Genomic DNA, 24,830 nt, shown 5'->3' on the forward strand with positions numbered 1-24,830 from the left:
AGATGACCGCCCCGCCGGTCAGCGTGGTGATCGTCAGCCGCGGACGTCCCGCGGCGCTCGATCTCTGCCTGACCGGCGTGGCGCAGCTCGACCACCCCGCCTTCGAGGTGGTGGTGGTCGCCTGTCCCGCCGGGGCCGCCGCCGTCGCGGCCCGGGCCGATCGGACCCACATCAAGCTTGTGGCATTCGACGAGCCCAACATCTCCGCCGCCCGCAATCTTGGCCTCGCGCAGGCGGCCGGCGACATCGTCGCCTTCCTTGACGATGACGCGGTGCCCGAACCGCTCTGGCTGCACCACCTCTGCGCCCCCTTCGCCGATCCGCAGGTCGCCGCCTCGGGCGGTTTCGTGCGCGGGCGCAACGGCATCTCCTTTCAATGGCGCGCGCGCGCCGTAACCTGCGACCTGCGCGAGCGCGCACTTGACCTGGGCCCGCCCGGACCGCATTTGCCCGAGCTTGCGCCAGGCGAGGCGGTGAAGTTGCAAGGCACCAACATGGCGCATCGGCGCGAGCTGCTGGCGGCCATGGGCGGCTTCGACCCGGCCTATAGATTCTACCTGGATGAAACCGATCTCGACCTGCGCCACGCCGCGGCCGGTCACCTGATCGCCGTCAGCCCGCTGGCCGAGGTCCATCACGGCTACGCCCCGAGCGACCGCCGCGCCGCCGACCGCACCCCCCGCGACCTGACCGAGATCGGCGCCTCGATCCGCTGCTTCCTCGACCGGCACTGCCCCGAGGACGACCGCGCCGCTGCCTGGACCCGGCTGCGCGAGGACCAACGCCGCCGCCTGTTGCGCCTCATGCAGCGGGGGCCGCTTGGCGCGGACGATGTTGCCCGGCTTTTGAGCGGTCTTGACCGGGGGTGGCAAGAAGCCGCCAATCGCCCCCGGACGACCACGCTTGCGCCCATCGGATCGGCACACGCCCCCTTTCTGCCGCACCCTGGGCGCCCTGCGGCAGAACGGCTCGATTTGTCAGGTCGGCCATGGCAGCGCGGGGCATTGCGGCGACGCGCGGAACAATCCGTCGCCGAGGGAAAAATTGTCACGATCTACAGGTTCTCGACCAGTGCGCTCTTTCACAAGCTGCGCTTTCACGAGGCCGGCTTCTGGGAGCAGACCGGGGGCCTGTTCGGTCGTTCGGAGAGATCCGGCAAGTTGCTGCAATTCTGCCGTTTTTCCACTCGCCTGCGGCGCGAAGTTTCGCGCACCGCCGCAGCACGCGGGCGAAATGACGCTTTGCCCTTCCCTCCCCGCTAGATTTACTTTTACGCTACTGCAGCAATATGATTGTTATGATTTGATTCACCCTAAGCCTTCAGGCCTAGCACCAGTCCCAGGAGCATCTTTCATGGCCCGCAAAGTTACAAAAGCGATTTTCCCCGTCGCCGGTCTTGGCACCCGTTTCCTCCCCGCCACCAAGTCCGTTCCCAAAGAGATCATGACGCTGGTTGACCGCCCGCTCGTGCAATATGCCATCGACGAAGCGCGCGCCGCCGGCATCAAGGAATTCATCTTCGTCACCTCGCGCGGCAAGGGTGCGCTCGAGGACTACTTCGACCACGCCCCGCAGCTCGAGCGCGAGCTTGAATCCAAGGGCAAGGACAAGCTTCTGAAGATCCTTCAGGACACCAACATGGACTCGGGCGAGATCGCCTATATCCGCCAGCACAAGGCGCTCGGCCTCGGCCACGCCATCTGGTGCGCGCGCCGGCTGATCGGCGACGAGCCCTTTGCGGTAATGCTGCCCGATGACGTGATCGCCGCCGACAAGCCCTGCTTGCAGCAGATGGTCGAAGCCTACGAGGAAGTGGGCGGCAACATGGTCGCGGCGATGGAAGTGCCCGCCGACAAGGCCTCGTCCTATGGCGTCCTCGACGTCCAGGACGACATGGGCTCGCTGGTCTCGGTCAAGGGCATGGTCGAAAAGCCCGCACCCGGTACCGCACCGTCGAACCTCGCGGTGATCGGCCGTTACATCCTGTCGCCGCAGGTCCTGCAGAACCTCGAGGACAAGCAGGTCGGTGCCGGAGGCGAAATCCAGCTGACCGACGCGATTGCGAAGCAGATCGGCACCGATGAGGGCGTCTACGGCTTCCGCTTCAACGGCCAACGCTTCGACTGTGGCTCCAAGGCAGGCTTCCTGCAGGCCACCGTGGCCTTCGGCCTCAGCCGCGACGAACTGCGCGACGATCTCGAAGGCTACCTGCACGAGGTCATGTCCTCGCGCAAAGCCGCGCAATAGGGGCTGGTCAGAGCCCTCGTATGACCAATGTTCTGGTAACCGGCGGCGCGGGCTATATCGGCTCGCACGCCTGCAAGGCACTCAAGGCGGCGGGCTATAAGCCCGTCACCTATGACAACCTCGTCACCGGCTGGGAACAGGCGGTGAAATTCGGTCCCTTCGAGAAGGGCAGCCTGTCGGATCGCGCGCGGCTCGACGAGGTCTTCGCCAAGTACCAGCCGGTCGCCGTGATGCATTTCGCGGCACTGAGCCAGGTCGGCGAGGCGATGTCGCAACCCGGTCTCTACTGGCGCAACAACGTCGAGGGCTCGCTGACGCTGATCGAGGCCGCCTGCGCCGCGGGCTGCAAGAACTTCGTCTTCTCCTCGACCTGCGCGACCTATGGCGAGCATGACAACGTGGTGCTCGACGAGGACACGCCGCAGATCCCGCTCAACGCCTATGGCGCCTCGAAGCGCGCGGTGGAAAACATCCTGCGCGATTTTGCCGCCTCGGACGGGCTCAACCACGTGATCTTCCGCTACTTCAACGTGGCGGGCGCGGACCCCGAGGGCGAGGTGGGAGAGCATCACCGGCCCGAGACGCACCTGATCCCGGTCATGCTGGAAGCCATCGACGGCAAGCGCCCGGCGCTGACCATCCACGGCACCGATTACGACACGCCCGACGGCACCTGCATCCGCGACTACGTGCACGTGATGGATCTGGTGGACGCGCATGTGCTGGGGCTGAAATGGCTCGAAGGCGGCAAGCCGTCCTCGGTGTTCAATCTCGGCACTGGCAAGGGCTTTTCCGTCCGTGAGGTGATCGATGCCTCGCGTGCGGTGACCAACCGCGAGGTGCCGCACTCCGAGGGACCGCGCCGCGCCGGCGATGCAACGAAGCTGGTCTCGGGCTCGACCCGCGCGCTGGCCGAACTGGGCTGGGAGCCGTCGCGCTCGACAATGCCGCAGATGATCGCCGATGCCTGGAACTGGCACCTGAATGGGCACTACGATCACTGAGCCCGACCAGCCCCCTGCCCGGTTGCTCGACCTGACCCGACTGGTCAGCCGCGCGGGCCGGGGGATGACCGGGGTGGACCGGGTGGAATACGCCTATCTCGACCGGCTCCTGCGGGGGCCGGTTCCGCTTTTCGGGCTGGTGAAGACCTCGCTCGGCTACCTGCTGCTCGACGGCACCGGATGCGCGGCGCTGAAGGCCCGGATCGACGGGCGGGACTGGCCGGAACCAGACCTTCTCGGCCGCCTTGCCCGCCGTGGCGACCCGCACCGCGCCGGGATGGAGACCGCGCTGCGCGCCGCTGCCCTCGGCAGGTCGCCCGCCGCCCTGCTCGGACGGATGCTGCGCCGCCACCTGCCTGCCGGAGCGGTCTATCTCAATACCGGGCACTCCAACTTCTCCGAGCCGGTGATCTCCGCGCTGCGCGGCCTTGCAGGGAGCCGCCTCGCGGTGCTGCTGCATGACACCATCCCGCTCGACTGGCCGCAGTATCAGCGCGCAGGCAGCGCCCAGCGCTTCGGTGCCTTCCTGCGCCGAGTGGGGGCCCATGCCGACCTGGTGATCTGCAACTCCGAGGTTACCCGCCGCGACATGGTCCGGCATCTGGGGGCCGAGAGCGCGCCGCGCGCCGTTGTCGCCCATCTCGGGGTAACGCCTTCTAGGCCGGGCGTCCCACCCGAAGGTCCGTGGACCGGCGCGGCCTATTTCGTCACCCTCGGCACCATCGAGCCGCGCAAGAACCACGCTTTGTTGCTCGACATCTGGCGCGAGCTTGCTCCTCCCGCGCATCTGCTGGTCTGCGGCCAGCGCGGCTGGAACAATGCCGAGGTCTTTGCGGCGCTCGACCAAGGCGTCGCGAATGTGCACGAGTTGCCCGGACTGGACGACGGCCAGATCGCCGGCCTGCTTTGCCAAAGCGCCGGGCTGCTTTTCCCAAGCCTTGCCGAGGGCTACGGTCTTCCCCCCGTCGAAGCGGCCGCGCTTGGCGTCCCCGTGCTCGCCGCGCCACTTCCCGTGCTGCGCGAGGTGCTCGGCGATATACCCATTTACGCAGACGAATCGGACCGGTATCTTTGGGCCTCAAGAATAAGGCAAATGGCCGAAGGGTATCGGGCGCGACCGGACGGAAAGGACGCCACGCAGGCGGAGTATGGTCCGCCATCGTGGGACGCCCATTTCAAAGCCGTGTCAACCCTGATCTGATAGCTGGCTCCCCAGCCGGCTTTGGGGTCTTGCCCCGAACGAGGGTAGTTTAGTGGGTGCATGGCAGTCATACAGGCTTCGGCTGCAACGCAAGCGATGGCTGATCCGGGCGTTGCGTAAGCGGCGCGAGCTGCGCTGCGTCGCCGACCGCACCGACCGCATCCGCCCCTCCGACCTCATCGTCTTCTGCACCGCCCGGAACGAAAGCGTGCGCCTGCCGTGGTTCCTGAAGTACTACCGCGACATGGGCGTGAACCACTTCATCATGGTGGACAACGACAGCACCGACGGCTCGCTCGACTATCTCGCCCGGCAGGACGACGTTTCGGTCTGGCACACGCGGGGCAGCTACAAGCGGGCGCGCTTCGGCATGGACTGGATCAACTGGCTGCTGCGCCGGTACGGCCATGGGCACTGGGTGCTGGTGGTCGATCCGGACGAGCTGTTCCTCTACCCGTTCTGCGACAGTCGCCCGCTGCGCGCACTGACCGACTGGCTCGACGCCTCGTCGATCAAGAGCTTCTCGGCCATGTTGCTCGACATGTACCCCAAGGGACCGCTTGACGCGCAGCCCTACACCGCCGGACAGGACCCGCTCGAGATCGCCTCTTGGTTCGATGCGGGCAACTACTCGGTGACGCGCAACGCCCGGTTCGGCAACCTCTGGATCCAGGGCGGGCCGCGTGGCCGCGTGTTCTTTCCCGACCAGCCTGAACGAGCCCCGGCGCTCAACAAGGTGCCGCTGGTCAAATGGGACCGGCGCTATGCCTATGTCAGCTCCACCCACATGCTGCTGCCGCGCGGGCTGAACCTTGTCTACGACGAATGGGGGGGCGAGAAGGCGTCGGGCCTGCTGCTGCACACCAAGTTCCTCGACACCTTCAACGCCAAGGCCGAGGAAGAGCTGACCCGCAAGCAGCACTACGCAGGGTCGACCGAATACATTGCCTATGCCGACGGCATTCGGGACAACCCCGATCTCTGGTGCAGGTGGTCCGAGAAATACATCAACTGGCGCCAGCTTGAGATCCTCGGCCTCATGTCCAAGGGGAACTGGGCGTGAGCGTCGGGATCATCATGCTGGTGCACACCGCCTTCGACCGGGCCGAACAGGCGGCGCGGCACTGGGCGACGGCCGGTTGCCCGGTGGTGATCCACGTGGACCAGAACGTGCCGCAGGCGACCTACGGGGCTTTCGCCAAGGCACTGTCGGACGTGCCGCAGGTGTTGTTCTCGCGCCGGCACCGCTGCGAATGGGGCACCTGGGGTCTGGTGGCCGCCAGTCAGGACGCCGCCGAGCTGATGCTTGAGCGCTTCATCGACGTGCGCCACGTCTACCTCACGTCCGGGTCCTGCCTGCCGCTGCGCCCGGTGGATGAACTGATCGACTATCTCAATGCGCGGCCCCACACCGACTTCATCGAAAGTGCCACCACCGCCGACGTGCCCTGGACGGTGGGCGGACTGGATGAAGAGCGGTTCACCTTGTTCTTCCCCTTCTCCTGGCGCCGAAACCGATTTCTCTTCGACCGGCTGGTCGAGGTGCAGCGAAGGCTGCGCGTTTCGCGCCGCATTCCGAGGGGCCTGGTGCCGCATATGGGCAGCCAGTGGTGGTGCCTGACCCGACACACGCTTTCGGCGATCCTGACGGCCCCGGAACGGCGCCGGCGCGATCGCTACTTCAGACGCGTCTGGATCCCCGACGAGAGCTACTTTCAGACCCTCGCCCGGCTCTACTCGCGCAAGATCGAAAGCCGCTCCCTGACGCTGTCGAAATTCGACTTCCAGGGCAAGCCGCACATCTTCTACGACGACCACCTGCAACTGCTGCGCCGGTCCGACTGTTTCGTCGCGCGCAAGATTTGGCCCCATGCAGACCGGCTCTACCGGGCGTTCCTCAGCCAGTCCGAGAGCGAGGCGAACTTGCAGGAACCACGCCCCGGCAAGATCGACCGCATCTTCGCGAAGGCTGTGGACCGCCGGACCCGCGGGCGCGCCGGGCTCTACATGCAGTCCCGTTTTCCCAACCATGGCTGGGAGAACGGCGTAACCGCCGCGCCCTACTCCGTGTTCCAGGGCTTCGCCGAACTGTTCCAGGATTTCGTGCCCTGGCTGGCGCGCGCCACGGGGACGCAGGTGCATGGCCACCTCTTCGCCGCCGAGCGGGCCGAGTTCGCGGGCGGGCAACGGGTGCTGAACGGGGCACTCTCTGACAATGCCGGGCTGCGCGACTGGAACCAGAAGGCGTTTCTGACCAACCTGATCTGGAACACCCGCGGAACCCGGCAGTGTTTCCAGTTCGGGCCGCGCGATTCCACGGATGTGATGTGGCATCTCGTCCGCGACCCCAACGCGCAGATCAGCGTGGTCTCGGGGGCCTGGGCCGTGCCTCTCTTCCGCTCCGGCGGCGACTTCTCGGCTCTGCGCGCCGAGGCGGCGGCGTTGCAAAAGGCCGAGCACCAGCTGCTCGACCAGCTGCGCTCGCCCGAGGCCAAGGCCCGCATCCGGATCTGGACCATGGCCGAGTTCATCGAGGCGCCGATGGAACCGCTCCAGCTGATCATCGACGAGATTGGCCAGAAAGAACCACGCCGGCTGGCCGAAGCCCCCATCATGCAGGACCTGGCCGGTTTCGGGCGCTTCCTGCAAGACCTCAAGAACCAGGGAATGCATCCCTACCTGATGGGCGATTTCCCCGTCGAGCCGGCCCCGCGCCCCAGCGCCTCGCCCGCGCGCAAACCCTACCTCGTCAAGAACTGAGCTTTCATGTCTGACCGTTTCGACAGTTTCGTCGTCTTCGCCGAAATGCGCACCGGCTCGAATTTCCTCGAGACCAACCTCAATGCGCTGGACGGCGTCACCTGCCACGGTGAGGCCTTCAATCCTCATTTCATCGGCTACCCCAATGCGAGCGAAATCTTGGGCATCACCCAGCCCGAGCGCGACGCCGACCCGCAGCGTCTGCTGCAGGTGATCCGTGAGAGAACACCCGGCCTCGGCGGTTTCCGCTTCTTCCACGACCACGATCCGCGCGTGCTGCAGACGCTGCTGGATGATGCCCGCATCGCCAAGATCGTGCTGACCCGCAACCCGGTCGAGAGCTACGTCAGCTGGAAGATCGCGCAAAGCACCGGCCAGTGGAAGCTGACCAACGTGAGCAAGCGCAAGGACGCGCAGGTCGCTTTCGATGGACCGGAGTTCGAGGACCATCTTGCGCGGTTGCAGGACTTCCAGCTGCATCTGATGAAGGCGCTTCAGGTCAGCGGGCAGACGGCCTTCCATGTCGCCTATGAGGACCTGCAGGATATCGCCGCGATGAATGGCCTGGCCAAGTGGCTCGGCGTCCCTGCAAGGCTGGAGTCGCTTGACACCAAGCTGAAGCGCCAGAACCCCGAGCCGGTGGAGCACAAGGTCGCCAACCCCGAGGAGATGGAGCGCGCGCTGGCGCGTCTCGATCGGTTCAACCTGGCGCGCACTCCGAACTTCGAGCCGCGCCGTGGACCCGCGGTTCCATCTTATGTCGCCGCAGCGGATACGGCGCTGCTCTACATGCCGATCCAATCAGGTCCCACCGGGGCGGTGCGGCGCTGGCTCTGTGAGCTGGACGGGGTCTCTTTGGACGCGCTCGTGAGCACCTTCAGCCAGAAGGATCTGAGGCAATGGAAGCGCGCACGGCCGGGGCATCGCAGCTTCACGGTGGTTCGCCATCCCCTCGCGCGCGCGCATGAGGTCTTTTGCACGCGCATCCTGTCCACCGGACCCGGCAGCTTCGGCCGCATCCGCAACACCCTGCGCCGGACCCACGGGCTGGCGCTGCCCGAGGGGGCGCCGGGGCCGGACTACAGCCTTGCGCAGCACCGCGCCGCCTTCGCCGCCTTCCTTGGCTTCCTGAAGACCAATCTTGCCGGGCAGACCGCCATCCGGGTCGATGGTCATTGGGCCTCGCAAGCGCAGTGCTTGCAGGGCATAGCCGAGTTCACCCTGCCCGACATGATCGTCCGCGAAGAGGAAATGGCGGTCTATCTGCCGGCGCTCGCGATGCAGGTCGGCCACGCAGCTCCGCCCGAGCCTGAGCAGCATGCCGAGGCCGCACCCCATGCGCTGGCGGATGTTTACGATGACGCACTCGAGGCGCTCGCGCGCGAGGCCTACCAGCGCGACTACCTGATGTTCGGATTCGGCGACTGGCGCTGATCCGCGGCGCACCGCAGCCCAGCGCGCCAAAGCAAAAGGAGCGGACCCTTCGGCCCGCTCCCCTGTTGCGTCCTGCTCATGTCCGCGCCAGCTCAGGCCGCCTGGGAGGAGCGATCCTCGGTCAGCACGGCATAGAGCGTGGAAGGATCGGGGTTCGCCCGGAGCTTGGTGCAGAGCGCCGCGTCGCGCAGCGAGCGGGAAACCAGCGCCAGCGCCTTCAGGTGCTCAACGCCCGCGTCTTCGGGGGCGAAAAGGGCGAAGACGATGTCCACCGGCTGGCGGTCCACCGCTTCGAATTCGACGGGTTTCTCCAGCAGGATGAACACGCCGTGCACCTGATCGATTCCGGGAATCCGCGCATGCGGCAGCGCCACGCCGTGGCCCACGCCGGTGGGACCGAGGCTTTCGCGCTCCATCAGAGCCTCCACGGCCGAGGCCGCGTGAATGCCATAGGCGGATTCGGCCAGCTCGGCGATGTCATGCATCAGCCGCTTCTTGCTGCTTGCCGCCGCGACGACCTTCACGGCCTGCGGTTTCAGGAGTTCAAGAAAGGTCATTGACCGCCCTTTACTGTCTGCTCGAAGGCGCCGATCCACCGGCTGTCCTGTCCTTTACGGATCGATCCAGCCGATATTGCCGTCCTCACGCCGATAAACGACGTTCACGCCATCCTTCTTCTCATTGCGAAAGACCAGCACGGGAGCTCCGGCCAGTTCCATCTGCATAACGGCTTCGCCGACAGTCAGAGAAGGGATTTTCGTCTCCATCTCCGCCACGATGATCGGCTGCAGCGTTTCGGGCTCGTCGTAGTCCTGCGAGTCCTCTTCGCGCGCGAGGATATACGAGGCCGCGTTGTGGAGTTCAACGGGCTCCAGGCGATCCTTGTGATGGTCCTTCAGCCGCCGCTTGTAGCGGCGCAGCTGCTTGTCGATCTTTTCGCCGCAGCCGTCAAAGGCGGCATAGATCTCGGTGGCCTTGTCCTTGGCCGAGGTGGTCAGCCCCGTGGAGAGGTGGACCGTGACCTCGCAGACATATTCATGCGCACTCTTGGAAAAGGTGATACTTGCATCGGTCGGGCGCCCGGAATACTTCCCGAAAACCTCGCCAAGCTCTTGTTTGACATGAGTTTGGAGCGCGTCGCCGATATCGATCTGCTTACCCGTGATCTGATAGCGCATCTTTGTTCCTTCTCTCTTTGGATCCGTATCGCATCCAGCCCGAGGGCTGCCTCAGATGTGGTGCGGATCAGGGGTGACGCAAGCCCGCTGCAGAATGGGTCCGGGGGTCCCTCTCCTCTGGGGACGCGTGTTCCGGAGCTGCAGAATAACGGTGCGTCATACCCTCATTTGAGGTCAGCATCCCCCGATTTGTCAATCATCTGTCGCATTGGGGTGAGCGCATCATAGGCGGATTCTCACGGAGAATGGCTTCAGCTGATGCGGAAATTCTCGCCAAGGTAAACACGGCGCACGTTTTCGTTCTGCACCACCTCGGCCGGGGTTCCGGACATCAGCACATGACCGTCGTGCAGGATATAGGCGCGATCGACAATCTCGAGCGTCTCGCGAACGTTATGGTCGGTGATCAGCACGCCGATGCCGCGCTTTTTCAGATCGGCAACGAGGTGGCGAATGTCACCAACGCTGATCGGGTCAACCCCGGCGAAGGGCTCGTCGAGCAGCAGGTACTTGGGATTCGCCGCAAGGCAACGGGCGATTTCTACGCGGCGTCGTTCACCACCGGACAGCGCCAGCGCGGGGGCGCGGCGCAAGTGCTCTATCGAGAAGCTGCCGAGCAGCTCCTCCAGCCGTTCGCGGCGACGGTGGCGGTCGCTCTCGGCGATATCGAGTACCGCCGCGATGTTGTCCTCGACCGAAAGGCCACGGAAGATCGACTTTTCCTGCGGCAGGTAGCCGATTCCCAGCCGCGCCCGGCGGTACATCGGCAGGAAGGTCACGTCACGGCCGTCTATGGTGACCTGCCCGCCCTCGGGGTTCACCAGTCCGGCGATCGAGTAGAAGGTGGTGGTCTTGCCGCAACCGTTCGGGCCAAGCAGGGCAACGACCTCGCCGCGGTCAAGCTTCAGGGTCACGTCGCGGATGACGGTGCGCTTGCGGTAGCTCTTGCGCAGGTGCTCGACCCGCAGGCCCTGGCTGCCTTCGGTCACCGTCAGGTTGGGGCGTGCCATCAGTTCTGCCCCTGCCCGCTGCTGCCCTGATTGATCACCGTCTGGACGCGGCCGGCCATCTGCGCCGTGCCATCCGTCAGGTTCACCACCATGCGCTCCGAGGTCAGCGCGTTGCCGCCCTGCGTCAGGAGGACGTTGCCGGTCATCACGACCGTGCCGGCATCGATGTCGTAATCGGCGCGCTCGGCCTCGGCGGCCTCTTCGCCGCTGACCAGAGTGACGCCGCCACTTGCCTCCATGCGCTGGATGCGCCCCTGGCTGCCGTTTTGGCCCTCGGCATAGACCACCAGAACACGCGGGGCCGCGAGACGCATGTCGCCCTGCCCGATGACCACGTTGCCGGTGTAGAGGGCAGTCCCGTTGCCCTGGTTCACCTCCAGCTGGTCGGCGGTCACCTCGACCGGAGCGCTGGTGTCCTGCGTCATGCCGCCGAACGTCACCTGCGTGCCCTGGGCAGCGGCAAGGCCGGCCCAGGCAATCAGGGCAATGGTCGAGGCAGCAATGCGAACCATGATGAACTCACTCATTTTTCGGATCGTATATCAGCTTCACGCCGTCGGTGAAAAGCAGATGAACGTCTTCAGCCTCACCCGAGGTGGTGATTTTCAGCCGTCCAGCGCTGAAAGTCACCGATGGACCCTCGCCACTGACCGGCGCGAGCGTTTCGGCCTCGATACGGTCAAGGGCGGTTCGCATGGTCTTTGTGACCATAACGTAACCGATCGAACTGGTGATCCGGACGCCGTTTTGCAGCAGCGCATTTTGCTGGCCCTCGTGGATTGTCGCAAGCTCGGACTCCAGCGTCATGTGGCTGCCGTCGGACATGTCCATCACGGCCGAGAAGGCGTCGGCCTCCATGTCGCCGTCACCCTCACCCGTGGGCCTGGCCCGCGCCGCTGTCATGGTGATCGCATCGCCGCGCGCGGTGGTCCCGGAGTAGTGCGGCTCCACCACAACGGCGGAATCGGGCACGCTGCCTTCGGCGAAGGGCAAATCCTGCGATGTCTGCGTCGTCCGCGACAGCAGGAAAAGCGTCGAGAGAGAGGCCAGCGCCACCAGCGGCAGCAGGATCTTCAGCCAGGCAATCAGCCGCGAATATGTATCACCACGCTGCACCATGGTCAGGCATGGGCGAAGATATCGGTGTCCGGCCAGCCGGCAAGGTCGAGCCTCGCGCGGGTCGGCAGGAAATCGAAACAGGCCTGCGCGATTTCGGCGCGGCCCTCGCGGTCCAGCATGGCGTCCAGCACGCTGCGCAGGCGATGAAGGTGAAGGACGTCCGAGGCGGCATAGTCGAGCTGCGCCGGGGTGAGGTCAGCCGCCCCCCAGTCGCTGGACTGCTGCTGCTTCGAGATGTCCACGCTCAACAACTCATGCGTGAGGTTCTTCAGCCCGTGGCGGTCGGTGTAGGTCCGTACGAGACGGCTGGCGATCTTGGTGCAATAGACCGGCTGCGCCAGCGCGCCGAAGGTCTGGTACATCGCGGCAATGTCGAAGCGGCCGAAATGGAAGAGCTTCAGCACCGCCGCATCCTCGAGCAGGCGGCACAGGTTGGGCGCCTCGGTCTGGCCCCGCGCGATCTGCACGAGATGAGCATCGCCGTCCCCGCCCGAAAGCTGCACCACGCAGAGCCGGTCGCGCTGCGGATTGAGGCCCATGGTCTCGCAGTCGATCGCCACGACGGAACCAAGGTCGAGCCCGTCCGGCAGATCTCCCTGATAAAGATGGTTCGCCATGATGGCCCCTTCGCTTGCAACTCACCTGCTGGACCGCACATAGGCCGCCGCCAGACTCCATGCAACTCTACCCGTTCGGGCAAGACCGCCACATTCGGATCAGGAACCTCGCGAAATATGACAGGAACGGCCAGCCGTAAGGCCTTTTTTGGGCGTTAACGCGGAGTGATTCGCACCTTCAGCTCGCGTAAACCTCATCACTGTAACATTTCGTGAGCCCGCTCGCTCACCTCTCGCGTGTCGCGAAAAGACCCGAGACTTCGGCAACCCGCCGACCCGAGCCGACACCCTGCCGCCCGTCTACGCGCGGCCAATTGTTTCTCGGCTCACAGGCGGGACACCGGCCCGGCGTCGGAACTCGGCCCAGATTGAAGCCGCATTTTGGACAAATGCCGAGATACCCCGGCACTCCACGCGGACACGGAACAACCGGTCAGCACCCTCCCGCGTACTGTTTCCAAACCAACCACTGAAGCCACGGCACGAACGGTACGGACTCGCCTTGGAACACCGAAAATCCTCTTACGAAGCACGGGTTAGCGGCTGCGGAAGATCATCCCATCCCTCTGGTCCAGGCACCTACCCGTTCGTCCCAAAGTTGCACTCTAAAGGTTCAGTTGACGTGAACTCGAGGCAAATGCATAACCAATCCTGTCGGCTGGAAAGCCTTATTTCCGCCACATCTCGGCGCTTGGGGGTTGGTGCTTCCACTTTTGGGAGTGTTTGTGAGTCTGCTGAAGTTCGTTCGGAACTGACACTCGGACATCGTTGGCATCCATGTATCGCATTGCACGTGGGCAATGCGCCCGGATGCTGCATGCCGAGCCGGATCCGGGCATTCGTGCCGCCTTGCATAGCTTCCGTCGATGAACCTCGGGGAGGTCGATTTGACGACGCATGCACACCAGCCGCTCACCGCGGCGGTCGAAATCGAGAAGCTGATCGATGACACGCTGTTCGGCGCTCCGCGCTCGGCGGCCTATCGCGCACTGTTCAAGCGCGTGCTCGACGTTGCAATCGTGCTGGCGCTCGCCCTGCCGGCGCTCTGCGTGGTTCTGTTCTGTGCGGCGCTCATTGCGCGGGACGGGCACTCGCCCATCTACCTCCAGAAACGCGTGGGCCGGAACGGCCGGGTGTTCCATATGTGGAAGCTGCGCTCGATGGTCCCCGACGCCGAGCAGCTTCTCGCGGCTCATCTTCGCGCGGACGATCTGGCGCGTGCGGAATGGGAATTCACGCAGAAACTGCGCAACGACCCGCGGATCACCCCCATCGGCCACGCAATCCGCAAAAGCTCGATCGACGAGTTGCCGCAGTTGTGGAACGTGCTTCGGGGCGAGATGTCGCTGGTCGGCCCGCGCCCGATGATGGTCGATCAGCGCGCGATCTACCCCGGAACCGCCTATTACGCGATGCGCCCCGGCATCACCGGCTTCTGGCAGACCTCCGTGCGCAACGAGTCGAGCTTCTCGGAGCGTGCCGGTTTCGACAGCGCCTACCTGCGCGAAATGTCCTTCGTCACCGACCTGAAGGTGATGCTGCGCACCGTGAAGGTCGTCTGGCACGGCACCGGCTGCTGAACGCCCCCGCTTTCCCTCACGGGACAGGCCCGCGCAATCGCGCGGGCCTTTTTCTTGCCCCGGCGGAGCTGAATGAAAAAGACGCGCCGGTTTCCCGGCGCGCCCCTACGTTCTCGATTCTTGCCTCGGCGATCAGCCGTTCGGCAAGATGACGATTTCGACGCGGCGGTTCTGCTGCTTGCCTTCCGCCGTCAGGTTCGACGCGATCGGCTGCGCTTCGCCGCGGCCGATGGACTGCACGCGGTAGGAGGGTACACCCTGCTGCATCAGCAGCGAGGCGACCGAGGCCGCGCGGCGCTGCGAGAGCGACTGGTTGTACTCTGCCGAGCCGTCGCTGTCGGTGTGGCCGATCACCTGAACGCTGGTGTTCGGGTATTCCAACAGGCTGCGGCCCACGGTGGCGATGTCGCCCTGCAGATCGGGGCGCAGCGAGGCGCTGTCGGTGGCGAAGAGGATGTCCTGCGGCATGGTCACGATCAGGCGGTCACCGGTGTTGGTGATGCCGACGTTGTTGCCCAGTTGCTGGCGCAGCGCCGCTTCCTGCTTGTCGAGGTTGTTGCCGATCAGGCCGCCGGCGATGGCACCGGCTGCGGCACCGGCGAGTGCGTTCTTCACCGCGTCGTCGTTGTTGCCGCCGATGGCGCGGCCTGCGACAGCGCCGCCGAGCGCGCCGATCATCACGCCATTCTTCGCCTGGCGGTTGGGATCGTTGACGTCCGTACAGGCGGTCAGCGCCATGGCTGCTGCAAGCGTCAGGAATACTGTGGTCTTTGCCCGGAACATGTAATGCCTCGTGTCATTTGCCCTGAGGGGGATGTGACCCCAGTTATAGTGCAGCGGGCGCTGTCGCCAATGGCCCGCCCCACACATTGTTGGCAAGTCTCCGCCCATGGCTGCAACATCCTGACGCAGCGCGGTTGATCAGAGCGCGAGGTCTTCGGCCTCCAACCGTGCCGCCTCCCATGCGAGGATCGCGCGTTTCACCGGCAGCCCCCAGTGATAGCCGCCAAGACCGCCGGACTTGCGCAGCGCGCGGTGGCAAGGGATCAACCAGGAGACAGGGTTGCGCCCCACAGCCGTGCCGACGGCGCGCACCGCGCGCGGGCTGCCGATCGCCTCGGCAATCTCGGAATAGCTGGTGACATGTCCCGAGGGGATGCGCATCAGCGCCTCCCAGACCTTGATCTGGAAGGGCGCGCCGATCAGGTAGACCGGCACCTCGCCCTGGCGCTGAACTCCGAAGGCGGTCAGCACCCAGGGCCTCAGGACCATCGGATCCTCGACGAACTGCGCGTTGGGCCAGCGCGAGAGCAGATCGCGAAAGGTCTCCTCCTCGCCCGCTTCGGCGGCAAAGCCCATACCGCAGATGCCCTTGTCGGTGCCCATGACCAGCGCCGGGCCGAAGGGGCTCTCGAACCAACCCCAGAAGATCGTCAGACCCTGCCCGCCCCGCGCGAACTCGCCGGGGCTCATCGCCTCCCAGCGCAGAAAGAGGTCATGCAGCCGCCCGCCTCCCGACAGTCCCGCCGCATGCGCCGTCTCCAGCGTCGAGAACCGCTCGTTGAGCAACGCCTTGGCATGGCCAAGCGCGAGATACTGCTGGAACCGCTTCGGCGAGACCCCGGCCCAGCGGGAGAACAGCCGCTGGAAATGCGCCGGGCTCATGTCCATCTGCTCTGCCAGCCGCTCAAGGGTCATCTGCGGACCGCCGGCGTCGATCAGCTCGATCGCGCGGCGCATGACCTGAAAGTGGTACCCCTGCTGTGCAAGTTCGCCCATCGCGACCTCCTGTGTCTCTGTCCCTGAAATAGCGCCAAACCCGTGCCCGGCGCGACCCGGATGTTGCGCAAGCGGCGCAGGCAGCCCATGCGTATTTATCAAAGAGAAGAAGCCAGACTTGCGGCAGAAGGCCCAGCGTTGCATAGGTCTTATCCATGGCCAAGCAGCTCGACTATCACACGATCCGCGAGATCTTCACCCGCTTTCACGCCTCCGAGCCGGAGCCGAAAGGCGAGCTCGACCACGTCAATGCCTACACGCTGGTGGTGGCGGTGGCGCTCTCGGCGCAGGCAACCGACATCGGGGTGAATCGTGCGACGCACGAACTGTTCAAGATCGCCGACACGCCCCAGAAGATGCTCGCCCTTGGCGAGGAGGCGCTGATCGAGCACATCAAGACCATTGGCCTCTACCGCAACAAGGCCAAGAACGTCATGAAGCTGTCGCAGATCCTCGTCGAGGAGTACGGCGGCGAGGTGCCCTGCTCGCGCGCGGCACTGGAGAGCTTGCCGGGCGTCGGGCGCAAGACCGCCAACGTCGTGCTGAACATGTGGTGGCACTACCCGGCGCAGGCGGTCGACACGCATATCTTCCGCTTCGGCAACCGCTCGGGCGTCTGCCCCGGCAAGGACGTGGTCGCCGTCGAGCGCGCCATCGAAGACAATATCCCCGTGGATTTCCAGCAGCATGCGCATCACTGGATGATCCTGCACGGGCGCTACACCTGCGTCGCGCGCAAGCCCAAATGCGGGGCTTGCCTGATCCGTGACCTCTGCCAGTTCGAGGAAAAGACCCTATGAAGAAGTACCAGGTTGTCGGCATCGGCAACGCCATCGTCGACGTGCTGACCCGGGCGGATGACTCCTTTCTCGAGCACATGGGCATCACCAAGGGCATCATGCAACTGATCGAACGCGAGCGCGCCGAACTGCTCTACGGTGCCATGGAAGGCCGCGTGCAGGCGCCCGGCGGTTCTGTCGCCAACACGCTGGCGGGTCTTGGCAACCTCGGGTTGCGCACCGCCTTCATCGGCCGGGTCCATGACGACGCGCTGGGGCGCTTCTACGCCGAGGCGATGGAGAAGGACGGAACCGCCTTCGTCAATCCGCCGGTGCCGGGCGGCGAGCTGCCCACATCGCGCTCGATGATCTTCGTCTCGCCCGACGGTGAGCGGTCGATGAACACCTATCTCGGCATCTCCGCCGAGCTCGGGCCGGATGATGTCGATGAAGACGTGGCCGCGAACGCTGAGATCGTCTTCCTCGAGGGCTATCTCTTCGACAAGGACAAGGGCAAGGACGCCTTCATCCGGCTCGCCCGCGCCTGCCGTGCGGCAGGTGGCAAGGCCGGGATCGCCATCTCCGACCCGTTCTGCGTGGAGCGCCACCGCGAGGACTTCCTGCAGCTGATCGAGCACGAGATGGACTACGTGATCGGCAACGAAGCCGAGATCCGCTCGCTCTATCAGGACAACTCGCTGGAAGCCGACCTCGACCGGGTCGCGGCGATCTGCCCCTTGGTGATCTGCACCCGCTCGGGAGATGGGGTGACCATCCTCAAGGATGGCGTGCGCACCGACGTGCCAGTGACCAAGATCGTGCCGGTGGACGCCACCGGCGCCGGTGACCAGTTCGCGGCGGGCTTCCTCTACGGGCTGGCGACCGGCACCGACATGGCGACCGCGGGCCGCATGGGCACCGTGGCGGCGACCGAGGTGATCACCCACATGGGCCCGCGCCCCGAGGCCAGCCTGCCCGAGCTCTTCCGCGCGGCGGGCCTCATCTGAGGCGCCCGGCCCCAGGCAACTGACCCGGAAACAAGAAACGGCGTCCCCGCGGGGACGCCGTTCCACTTTGCGCCGAAGGGCGAGGCTCAGTGCGCCTCGGCCCAGTTCTTGCCCTGCCCCGCGTCGACCACCAGCGGAACGTCCAGTTTCACCACCGGCTCGGCCGCGCCTTCCATGATCTCGCGCGCCGTGGCGATGAGCTTGTCGACACCCTCCTCCGCGACCTCGAAGATCAGTTCGTCGTGCACCTGCAGCAGCATCTTGGCGGGCTGCCCCGCAATCGCGGCGGGCATGCGGATCATCGCCCGGCGGATGATGTCCGCCGCCGTGCCCTGGATCGGTGCGTTGATCGCCGCGCGACGCGCAAAACCTGCGTGCGGACCCTTGGCGTTGATCTCCGGCGTGTGGATGACCCGACCGAACAGCGTCTCGACGCGGTCGTGCTCCTTGGCGAAGGCGATGGTGTCGTCCATGTAGGTCTTGATGCCCGGGAACCGCTCGAAATAGCGGTCGATGAAGGCCTGCGCCTCGCCGCGCGGGATGCGCAGGTTGCGGGCAAGGCCGAAGCCCGAGATGCCGTAGATCACGCCGAAGTTGATCGCCTTGGCACGGCGGCGGATGTCCGAAGTCATCTCCTCCATCGGCACGCCGAACATTTCCGAGGCGGTCATCGCGTGGATATCATGCCCGTCGCGGAAAGCCTGCTTCAGCGCGTCGATCCCGGCCATATGCGCGAGGATCCGCAGCTCGATCTGGCTGTAGTCGAGCGAGACGATGACCTTGCCTTCCGGCGCGACAAATGCCTCGCGGATGCGCCGCCCCTCTTCCGAGCGCACCGGGATGTTCTGCAGGTTGGGCTCGGTCGAGGCAAGGCGCCCGGTGTTGGCTCCGGCGATGGAGTAGGAGGTGTGCACCCGCCCGGTCTCGGGGTTGATGTGCTCCTGCAACGCGTCGGTGTAGGTCGACTTCAGCTTCTGCAGCTGGCGGTAGTCAAGAACGCGCGCCGCGAAGTCATGCTCGGTGGCCAGGTCTTCCAGCACCTCGGCAGGCGTGGACCAGGCGCCGGTCTTGGTCTTCTTGCCGCCCTCGAGCCCCATCTCGGCAAAGAGGATCTCGCCGACCTGTGCCGGTGAGTTGACGTTGAACGGGTGGCCCGCCAGCTCGTGCAGCTCGGCCTCGAGCCCGGCCATTTTCTGGGCAAAGGCGGTCGACATGCGCGACAGCGTATTGCGGTCGACCTGCACGCCGGCCAGCTCCATCTCGGCCAGCACCGGCACCAGCGGGCGCTCGGTGCCCTCGTAGACGCGGGTGACCCTCGACAGGTGCAGCCGCGGCTTGAGCAGCTTCCACAGGCGCAGGGTGATGTCGGCATCCTCGGCGGCGTATTTCACCGCCTCCTCGATCGGCACCCGGTCGAAGGTGATCATCTTCTTGCCCGAGCCGAGCAGGTCCTTGATCGGGATCGGCACGTGGCCGAGGTAGCGCTCGGACAATGCGTCCATGCCGTGATTGTGCAGACCGGCGTGAAGCGCGTAGGAGATCAGCATGGTGTCGTCGATCGGCGCGACGCCGATGCCGTAGCGCGAGAGCACCTTGGCATCGTACTTCATGTTCTGGCCGATCTTCATCACCGCCGGGTCTTCCAGCAGCGGCTTGAGGATATCCAGCGCCTCCTGCATCGGAATCTGCCCCTCTGCCAAGTCATCCGAGCCGAAAAGGTCCGCCTCGCCGCCCGCCGCGCGATGCGCCAGCGGGATGTAGCAGGCCTGCCCCGGCTCGACGGCCAGCGAGACGCCGACCAGCTCGCAGGTCATCTCGTTGAGGCCCGTGGTCTCGGTGTCCACCGCCACCCAGCCGCGCTGCCGAGCCTGCGCGATCCACGGTGCGAGATCGCCGGCGCTCTTCACCCAGGTATAGGCGGCGGGGTCGATGGGCGGCATCTCCGGCGCCTCCGCGGCGGCGGCACCGGGGGTCGCGGCCGCCGCGGCCGCCGGGGCCTTCGCCTCGGTGATCACCGGCGCCTCGGCCCCGAGCGCATTGGCAATGCGCTTGGTGAGGGTCGAGAACTCCATCTCGGCGAGGAAGGCGAGCAGCTTCTCGGGATCGGGCTCCTTCACCTCGAGATCGTCGAGGGTGAAATCGAGCGGCGTGTTGCAGTCGAGCTGCACCAGCTTCTTCGACAGCTCGATCTGGTCGCGCTTCTCGATCAGGGTCTCGCGGCGCTTGGGCTGCTTGATCTCCCCGGCGCGGTCGAGCAGCTCCTCGAGCGAGCCGAACTCGTTGATCAGCAGCGCCGCGGTCTTGATGCCGATCCCCGGCGCGCCCGGCACGTTGTCGACCGAATCCCCGGCCAGCGCCTGGACGTCAACCACCCGCTCGGGGAAGACGCCGAACTTCTCGAACACCCCGTCGCGGTCGATGCGGCGGTTCTTCATCGCATCCAGCATCTCGACGCCGTCGCCGACCAGCTGCATCAGGTCCTTGTCCGAGGAGATGATGGTGACACGCCCGCCCGCCTCGCGCGCCTGGCAGGCGAGCGTGGCGATGATGTCGTCGGCCTCGAAACCCTCGAGTTCCTTGCAGGCGATGTTGAAGGCCAGCGTCGCGGTCCGGGTCAACGGGATCTGCGGGCGCAGATCCTCGGGCATTGCCTCGCGGTTGGCCTTGTAGAGATCGTACATGTCGTTGCGGAACGTGTGGCTGCCCTTGTCAAAGATCACCGCCACATGCGTCGGCGCATCGGGGCCGGAGCTGTCCTCGACGTACTTCTGCAGCATGTTGCAGAAGCCGCTGACCGCGCCGATCGGCAGCCCGTCCGACTTGCGGGTCAGCGGTGGCAGCGCGTGGTAGGCGCGGAAGATGAAGGCCGATCCGTCGATCAGATGCAGGTGGCAGCCCTTGCCGAACTGGGTCATGGTGGCGTCTCCTTGGCCTTCGCGGGTTTGCCAACGGTTTGCCACGGGCGCGCGCAGGGTGCCAGAGGGGATCACGAGGCAGGGGCGGATCCGGAGCGCGGCGCCTGCCTTTCTTCTAGGTCAAAATATCCCCGCCGGAGGCAGGCCGGACGGCCCGGACGGCGTGGCGCCGGGGCAGGCGCACCTCAGCCGCTGCCGATCAGCACGCCCGCCGCCAGCACCAGCGCGCCGCCGAGCACCACCTGCAGCGCGGCGCGCACGAAAGGTGTTTCCATGTAGCGCTTCTGGATCCAGGCGATGGCCCAGAGCTCGAAGAAAACCACCACCCAGGCGATGATCGTCGCGGTCCAGAAATGCGGGATGAGATAGGGCAGCGCATGGCCGAGGCCGCCGAGTGCCGTCATCACGCCCGAGGCCAGGCCGCGCTTCAGCGGCGAGCCGCGGCCAGAGAGCTCGCCGTCGTCCGAGGCTGCCTCGGTGAAGCCCATCGAGATGCCCGCCCCGACCGAGGCGGCCAGCCCGACGAGGAAGGTGGTCCAGGTGTCCTGCGTGGCGAAGGCGGTGGCGAAGATCGGCGCCAGGGTCGAAACCGAGCCGTCCATCAGCCCTGCCAGTCCCGGCTGCACCCAGGTGAGCACGAACTGGCGGTGCGCCATGCGGTCCTCGGTCTCGCGCGCGGTGCCATCAAGGTGCTTCTCAACCAGCTCGCCTGCGCGTTCCTCGTGCCCGGCCTCGGCGGCGGCGAGATCGCCCAGCAGCTTGCGCGTGGCGGCGTCGCTGCTGCGCTTGGCGGCCTCGAGGTAGAAGCGCTCGGCCTCACGCTCCATCCCTTCTGCCTCCTCGCGGATGCGCTCGAGCGGCAGGTTCTGCACCAGCCAGACCGGGCGGCGCGCGTAGAAGCCGGCGACGTGCTCGCGGCGGATCAGCGGAATCACCTCTCCGAAGCGCATCCGGTGCAGGTTGATCAGCGCCCGGCGGTGGCCGTCCTCCTCCTCGGCCATGCCGTCGAAGATCGCGGCGGTGTCGGGGTATTCGGGACGCAACCGCTCGGCATAGGAGCGATAGATCCGCGCGTCGTCCTCCTCGGAGGAGATCGCCAGCGCGAGCACCTCCTGCTCGCTCAGGTCGCGGAAATGACGCCGCTGGGTGAAGAATCGCATGGGGAGCTCCGGCCTGCAACCAATTTAGAATGATTCCAATCTAAAGCGCTTCGCGGCAGGTGCAAGGTGTCAGAATGTCCTTGGGCCCCGGCATGTTGCTTGCCTGAACTGAACCGAGCGGTTTAAGATTGTCCGGACAAAGGAGCTGCCTGATGGGGACCGAAACGGTTGGCGTGCGCCGCGGGCGCAAGTTCGAACAGGTGCTGGAGGGCGCGCGCAGCATCTTCCTGCGGGATGGCTTCGAAGGGGCCAACGTCGATGACATCGCCCGCGCCGCAGGGGTGTCGAAGGCGACACTCTACAGCTATTTTCCCGACAAGCGTCTGCTGTTCATGGAAATGGCCAGCCGGCAATGCGCCTTGCAGGCCGACGAGGCGATGCTGACCATCGATCCCAGCCGCCCGCCCGCAGAGGTGTTGCCGCTGGTGGCGCGCAGCTTCCTGAGATTCGTGCTTTCGGAGATGGGGCAGCGGATCTTTCGCATCTGCATCGCCGAGGCCGACCGTTTCCCCGACCTCGGCCGACAGTTCTACCAGAGCGGGCCGATGACCATGCACAGCAAGCTGGTGACCTACCTCGCCACCGCTGGCGAACGGGGCGAGCTTGCCATCGACGATCTGGAGCTGGCTGCCGACCAGTTCACCGAACTGTGCAAGGCGAGCCTCTGGACGCGTTGCGTCTTCGGGGTGGCCGAGGCACCGGGCGAGGCCGAGATCGCGCGCACCGTCGACGGTGCGGTGGCCACCTTCCTCGCCCGTTACGGCAGCTGATCCGGGATCAGTCCAGCCGCCGCACCAGCATCTGGTTGCCGGGACCGCGCTTGGTCTCAAACACCTTGAGCTCGTCCACCAGCTCCGACAGCTTGCGCTTGCCAAAGCTGCGCGTGTCGAAATCCGGGTTGGCCGCAGTGATGAACTGGCCGAGCTGACCAAGGGTATACCAGTCGTCTTCCTGCTCGATCGCGTCCATCGCGGTAAAGATGAGGTTGCGCGCGTCTTCCAGCCGCCCGGTCGGGGCCGGCTTGACGCCCGCCGCCTTCTCCGGGGCGCCATCGAGGTTCTCCAGGAAGATGAAACGTTTGCAGGCCTTGCGGAAGGCATCGGGTGTCTTCTGCATGCCCATGCCGAAGACATCGAGTCCCTGCTCGCGAATACGGCTGGCGAGGCGGGTGAAATCGCTGTCCGAGCTGACCAGCACGAAGCCGTCGAACCGGCCCGAGTGCATGAGATCCATGGCATCGATCACCAGTGCGATGTCGCTGGCATTCTTGCCCACCGTGTTCGCCGGCTGGTGGTGCGGCACCAGGCCGAACTCGGCGGCGATTTTCGACCATCCCGCCATCTGCTGGCTGGAGAAGTCGCCGTAGCAGCGGCGCACGCTGGCCTCGCCGAGGCTGGCCAGCTCGTCGAAGATCGCCTTGGCGTATTTCGGCGAGGTGTTGTCGGCGTCGATCAGGACCGCCAGCAGGCGGGTGTCGTCTCGCATGGGATACTCCTCTGCGGGCTCAGCTGCCCGCGAATGTCTTGTACAGGACCAGCGCGTCCACGTCGCCCTGCTCGGGGTGATGGAAGGCGCCGGGAAGGCGGCCGACGATCTCGAAGCCAGCGCGAAGCCAGGTGTCGACGGCGCGGGTGTTGGTCGAGACCACGAAGTTGAACTGCATGGCGCGAAACCCCAGCGTCGGCGCGATCTCGAGCGAATGGGCCAGCATCCGCCGCGCCACGCCGCGCCCGCGCGCCTCGGCCGCGGTCACGTAACCGCAGTTGCAGACGTGCGAGCCACCGCCCTTCTGGTTGCGCACGATGTAATAGGTGCCCAGCAGGCGCCCGCCGTCGCTCACGACGAAGACATGGCGCTCGGGGCCGGTCCAATAGGCAATCGCCGCCTCGCGCGAGATGTCCGGATCGATGGCATAGGTATCCCCGGCGCGGAACACCGGCTCGAGCATCTGCCAAAGCGGCTCGGCGTCGTCCGGGGTGTATCCCCGCAGTTCAAGCGTCTGGCTCATCAGCCTTGTCCTTCGGTCTCGATGTGGATGATCTCGCCGCAATGCTTGCAGTGGATCGCGTCGGCGTCGTGCAGGCGAAGCCCGCAGGTCTCGCAGGTCTTCTTCACCTTGGGGGGGCGGAACAGCACCTGCGCCAGTCGCAGGAAGAGGGTGACGCCGCAGATCATCACGATGACCGAGATGACCCGCCCCCAGGAACCCTCGAGCGTGATGTCGCCGTAGCCGGTGGTGGTCAACGTCGTGACGGTGAAATAGAGCGCGTCGGCGTAATTGTTGATGTCATCATTGGTGCGGTACTGCAGCGCGTAGACGAGGCCGGTCATCACGAAGAGGAAGACCGTCAGGTTGACGATCGCGATCAGCACGTCCTCGTTCTCGCGGAAGACCCTGAAGTCCTCGCGCAGCCGCTTGCTGAGCTGGTAGGTGTGCAGCAGCCGCAGCGTTCGCAGCACCCGCAGGAAGCCCAGCCCCTCCCCCGCCAGCGGCGCGAGGAAGGAGACCATCGACACGAGGTCCGCGAGGGTCGCGGGGCTCAGCAGGAAGCCGCCCTTCTTCGGCGCGATCCACAGCCGCGCGAGGAAATCCGCAAGGATCACCAGGCCGAACGCCACGTCGATGATCTCGACCACCCGCCCGTGCTCGGTGAAGGAGGTCGCGATCACGAACAGAACGGTGAAGATGTCGAAGCCGAGCAGCAAGTAGCGGAAGCGGTGCGATGTGTCGCTGTCGCCCTCGTAGAGTTCCCTCAGCTTGTCGCGCAGGCCCATGTCCGCCGTCCCCGTTCCGGAATACCGAAGCTATAGGGTGGTGCGGGACTCCCGGCAAGCCAAGCGCCTGCCGGAAGAATTTTCATGCCGGTCGATGCCGGGGGCCGATCAGAACTCGACCACCGCGCGGATCGACTTGCCCTCGTGCATCAGATCGAAGCCGTGGTTGATCTCTTCCAGCTTCAGCTTGTGGGTGATCATCGGGTCGATCTCGATCTTGCCGTCCATGTACCAGTCAACGAACTTCGGCACGTCGGTCCGGCCC

The 24,830-nt window shown here is 65.6% G+C and carries 24 protein-coding genes and 1 pseudogene; 11 read left to right on the forward strand and 14 right to left on the reverse strand.

The window, feature by feature from the left end:
* Nucleotides 1–2: 2 nt before the first annotated feature.
* The 7 genes from IQ782_RS07800 (at nt 3) to IQ782_RS07830 (ending at nt 8,646) form a co-directional block, all read left to right on the forward strand.
* Nucleotides 3–1,262: a glycosyltransferase family 2 protein gene (locus IQ782_RS07800; RefSeq protein ID WP_194134055.1), complete on the forward strand. Its 1,260-nt coding sequence runs from the start codon at nt 3–5 to the stop codon at nt 1,260–1,262.
* Between the two features lie 91 nt (nt 1,263–1,353).
* Nucleotides 1,354–2,247: a UTP--glucose-1-phosphate uridylyltransferase GalU gene (gene galU / locus IQ782_RS07805; RefSeq protein ID WP_194134056.1), complete on the forward strand. Its 894-nt coding sequence runs from the start codon at nt 1,354–1,356 to the stop codon at nt 2,245–2,247.
* A gap of 20 nt (nt 2,248–2,267) precedes the next feature.
* Complete coding sequence (gene galE / locus IQ782_RS07810; protein ID WP_194134057.1) at nt 2,268–3,251, forward strand: UDP-glucose 4-epimerase GalE; 984 nt, start codon at nt 2,268–2,270, stop codon at nt 3,249–3,251.
* The gene (locus IQ782_RS07815; protein ID WP_194134058.1) at nt 3,232–4,452 is read left to right on the forward strand and encodes a glycosyltransferase family 4 protein; all 1,221 of its coding nucleotides are present in this window, start codon (nt 3,232–3,234) and stop codon (nt 4,450–4,452) included. The genes galE and IQ782_RS07815 overlap by 20 nt, the downstream gene beginning before the upstream one ends.
* A gap of 52 nt (nt 4,453–4,504) precedes the next feature.
* Complete coding sequence (locus tag IQ782_RS07820; RefSeq protein ID WP_194134059.1) at nt 4,505–5,515, forward strand: glycosyltransferase family 2 protein; 1,011 nt, start codon at nt 4,505–4,507, stop codon at nt 5,513–5,515.
* A complete protein-coding gene (locus IQ782_RS07825; RefSeq protein ID WP_194134060.1) occupies nt 5,512–7,212 on the forward strand; it encodes a DUF5927 domain-containing protein in 1,701 nt (566 codons plus the stop codon). Before IQ782_RS07820 ends, IQ782_RS07825 begins: the two co-directional genes overlap by 4 nt.
* A gap of 6 nt (nt 7,213–7,218) precedes the next feature.
* A complete protein-coding gene (locus IQ782_RS07830; RefSeq protein ID WP_194134061.1) occupies nt 7,219–8,646 on the forward strand; it encodes a sulfotransferase family 2 domain-containing protein in 1,428 nt (475 codons plus the stop codon).
* Nucleotides 8,647–8,738: 92 nt separating this feature from the next.
* Here IQ782_RS07830 and IQ782_RS07835 read toward each other — a convergent pair whose 3' ends face one another.
* The 6 genes from IQ782_RS07835 to IQ782_RS07860 form a co-directional block, all read right to left on the reverse strand.
* A complete protein-coding gene (locus IQ782_RS07835; RefSeq protein WP_092423538.1) occupies nt 8,739–9,203 on the reverse strand; it encodes a PTS sugar transporter subunit IIA in 465 nt (154 codons plus the stop codon).
* Nucleotides 9,204–9,257: 54 nt separating this feature from the next.
* Nucleotides 9,258–9,824: a ribosome hibernation-promoting factor, HPF/YfiA family gene (gene hpf, locus IQ782_RS07840; RefSeq protein ID WP_194134062.1), complete on the reverse strand. Its 567-nt coding sequence runs from the start codon at nt 9,822–9,824 to the stop codon at nt 9,258–9,260.
* A 251-nt stretch (nt 9,825–10,075) separates the two neighbouring features.
* On the reverse strand, nt 10,076–10,834 hold the full coding sequence (gene lptB, locus IQ782_RS07845; protein WP_194134063.1) for an LPS export ABC transporter ATP-binding protein: 759 nt from the start codon (nt 10,832–10,834) through the stop codon (nt 10,076–10,078).
* Nucleotides 10,834–11,346, reverse strand: coding sequence for an LptA/OstA family protein (locus IQ782_RS07850; protein WP_194134090.1), 513 nt, complete (start codon nt 11,344–11,346; stop codon nt 10,834–10,836). The genes lptB and IQ782_RS07850 overlap by 1 nt, the downstream gene beginning before the upstream one ends.
* Nucleotides 11,347–11,353: 7 nt before the next feature.
* Nucleotides 11,354–11,953, reverse strand: a complete 600-nt coding sequence (locus IQ782_RS07855) for a hypothetical protein (protein WP_194134064.1) — start codon at nt 11,951–11,953, stop codon at nt 11,354–11,356.
* Nucleotides 11,954–11,955: 2 nt separating this feature from the next.
* Entirely contained in the window at nt 11,956–12,570 is a 615-nt protein-coding gene (locus IQ782_RS07860) for a ribonuclease D (protein ID WP_194134065.1), read from the reverse strand.
* Nucleotides 12,571–13,457: 887 nt separating this feature from the next.
* Here IQ782_RS07860 and IQ782_RS07865 point away from each other — a divergent pair.
* A complete protein-coding gene (locus tag IQ782_RS07865; RefSeq protein WP_240989154.1) occupies nt 13,458–14,150 on the forward strand; it encodes a sugar transferase in 693 nt (230 codons plus the stop codon).
* 132 nt (nt 14,151–14,282) lie between these two features.
* Here the strand turns inward: IQ782_RS07865 and IQ782_RS07870 are convergent, their stop codons facing one another.
* Nucleotides 14,283–14,933 carry a YiaD family glycine zipper/OmpA-like lipoprotein gene (locus IQ782_RS07870; RefSeq protein WP_194134067.1) on the reverse strand — a complete coding sequence of 217 codons (651 nt, stop codon included), beginning with the start codon at nt 14,931–14,933 and terminating at the stop codon, nt 14,283–14,285.
* 138 nt (nt 14,934–15,071) lie between these two features.
* On the reverse strand, nt 15,072–15,929 hold the full coding sequence (locus IQ782_RS07875; protein WP_194134068.1) for a methylated-DNA--[protein]-cysteine S-methyltransferase: 858 nt from the start codon (nt 15,927–15,929) through the stop codon (nt 15,072–15,074).
* Nucleotides 15,930–16,084: 155 nt separating this feature from the next.
* Between IQ782_RS07875 and nth the strand changes: the two genes are divergently transcribed.
* Both nth and IQ782_RS07885 read left to right on the forward strand, forming a co-directional pair.
* Entirely contained in the window at nt 16,085–16,729 is a 645-nt protein-coding gene (gene nth / locus IQ782_RS07880; protein ID WP_194134069.1) for an endonuclease III, read from the forward strand.
* Nucleotides 16,726–17,715 (forward strand): adenosine kinase, encoded by a 990-nt coding sequence (locus IQ782_RS07885; protein ID WP_194134070.1) that lies wholly within the window; start codon nt 16,726–16,728, stop codon nt 17,713–17,715. The genes nth and IQ782_RS07885 overlap by 4 nt, the downstream gene beginning before the upstream one ends.
* Nucleotides 17,716–17,801: 86 nt before the next feature.
* On the opposite strand, the gene polA is transcribed toward IQ782_RS07885, so the two are convergent.
* Nucleotides 17,802–20,630, reverse strand: coding sequence for a DNA polymerase I (gene polA / locus IQ782_RS07890; protein ID WP_194134071.1), 2,829 nt, complete (start codon nt 20,628–20,630; stop codon nt 17,802–17,804).
* A 185-nt stretch (nt 20,631–20,815) separates the two neighbouring features.
* Nucleotides 20,816–21,790 carry an iron exporter MbfA gene (gene mbfA / locus IQ782_RS07895; protein WP_194134072.1) on the reverse strand — a complete coding sequence of 325 codons (975 nt, stop codon included), beginning with the start codon at nt 21,788–21,790 and terminating at the stop codon, nt 20,816–20,818.
* A gap of 152 nt (nt 21,791–21,942) precedes the next feature.
* Between mbfA and IQ782_RS07900 the strand changes: the two genes are divergently transcribed.
* A complete protein-coding gene (locus IQ782_RS07900; RefSeq protein ID WP_194134073.1) occupies nt 21,943–22,560 on the forward strand; it encodes a TetR/AcrR family transcriptional regulator in 618 nt (205 codons plus the stop codon).
* A gap of 7 nt (nt 22,561–22,567) precedes the next feature.
* Here IQ782_RS07900 and IQ782_RS07905 read toward each other — a convergent pair whose 3' ends face one another.
* The 4 genes and pseudogenes from IQ782_RS07905 to IQ782_RS07920 form a co-directional block, all read right to left on the reverse strand.
* Nucleotides 22,568–23,275, reverse strand: coding sequence for an NYN domain-containing protein (locus IQ782_RS07905; RefSeq protein ID WP_194134074.1), 708 nt, complete (start codon nt 23,273–23,275; stop codon nt 22,568–22,570).
* Between the two features lie 19 nt (nt 23,276–23,294).
* Nucleotides 23,295–23,798 carry a GNAT family N-acetyltransferase gene (locus IQ782_RS07910; RefSeq protein ID WP_240989155.1) on the reverse strand — a complete coding sequence of 168 codons (504 nt, stop codon included), beginning with the start codon at nt 23,796–23,798 and terminating at the stop codon, nt 23,295–23,297.
* Nucleotides 23,798–24,565, reverse strand: coding sequence for a potassium channel family protein (locus IQ782_RS07915; protein WP_194134075.1), 768 nt, complete (start codon nt 24,563–24,565; stop codon nt 23,798–23,800). The genes IQ782_RS07910 and IQ782_RS07915 overlap by 1 nt, the downstream gene beginning before the upstream one ends.
* Before the next feature lie 108 nt (nt 24,566–24,673).
* Nucleotides 24,674–24,830 (reverse strand): annotated as a pseudogene (locus tag IQ782_RS07920) (S-(hydroxymethyl)glutathione dehydrogenase); the annotation flags it as partial.

It is taken from the genome of Salipiger mangrovisoli (assembly GCF_015223355.1).
Lineage (GTDB): Bacteria > Pseudomonadota > Alphaproteobacteria > Rhodobacterales > Rhodobacteraceae > Salipiger > Salipiger mangrovisoli.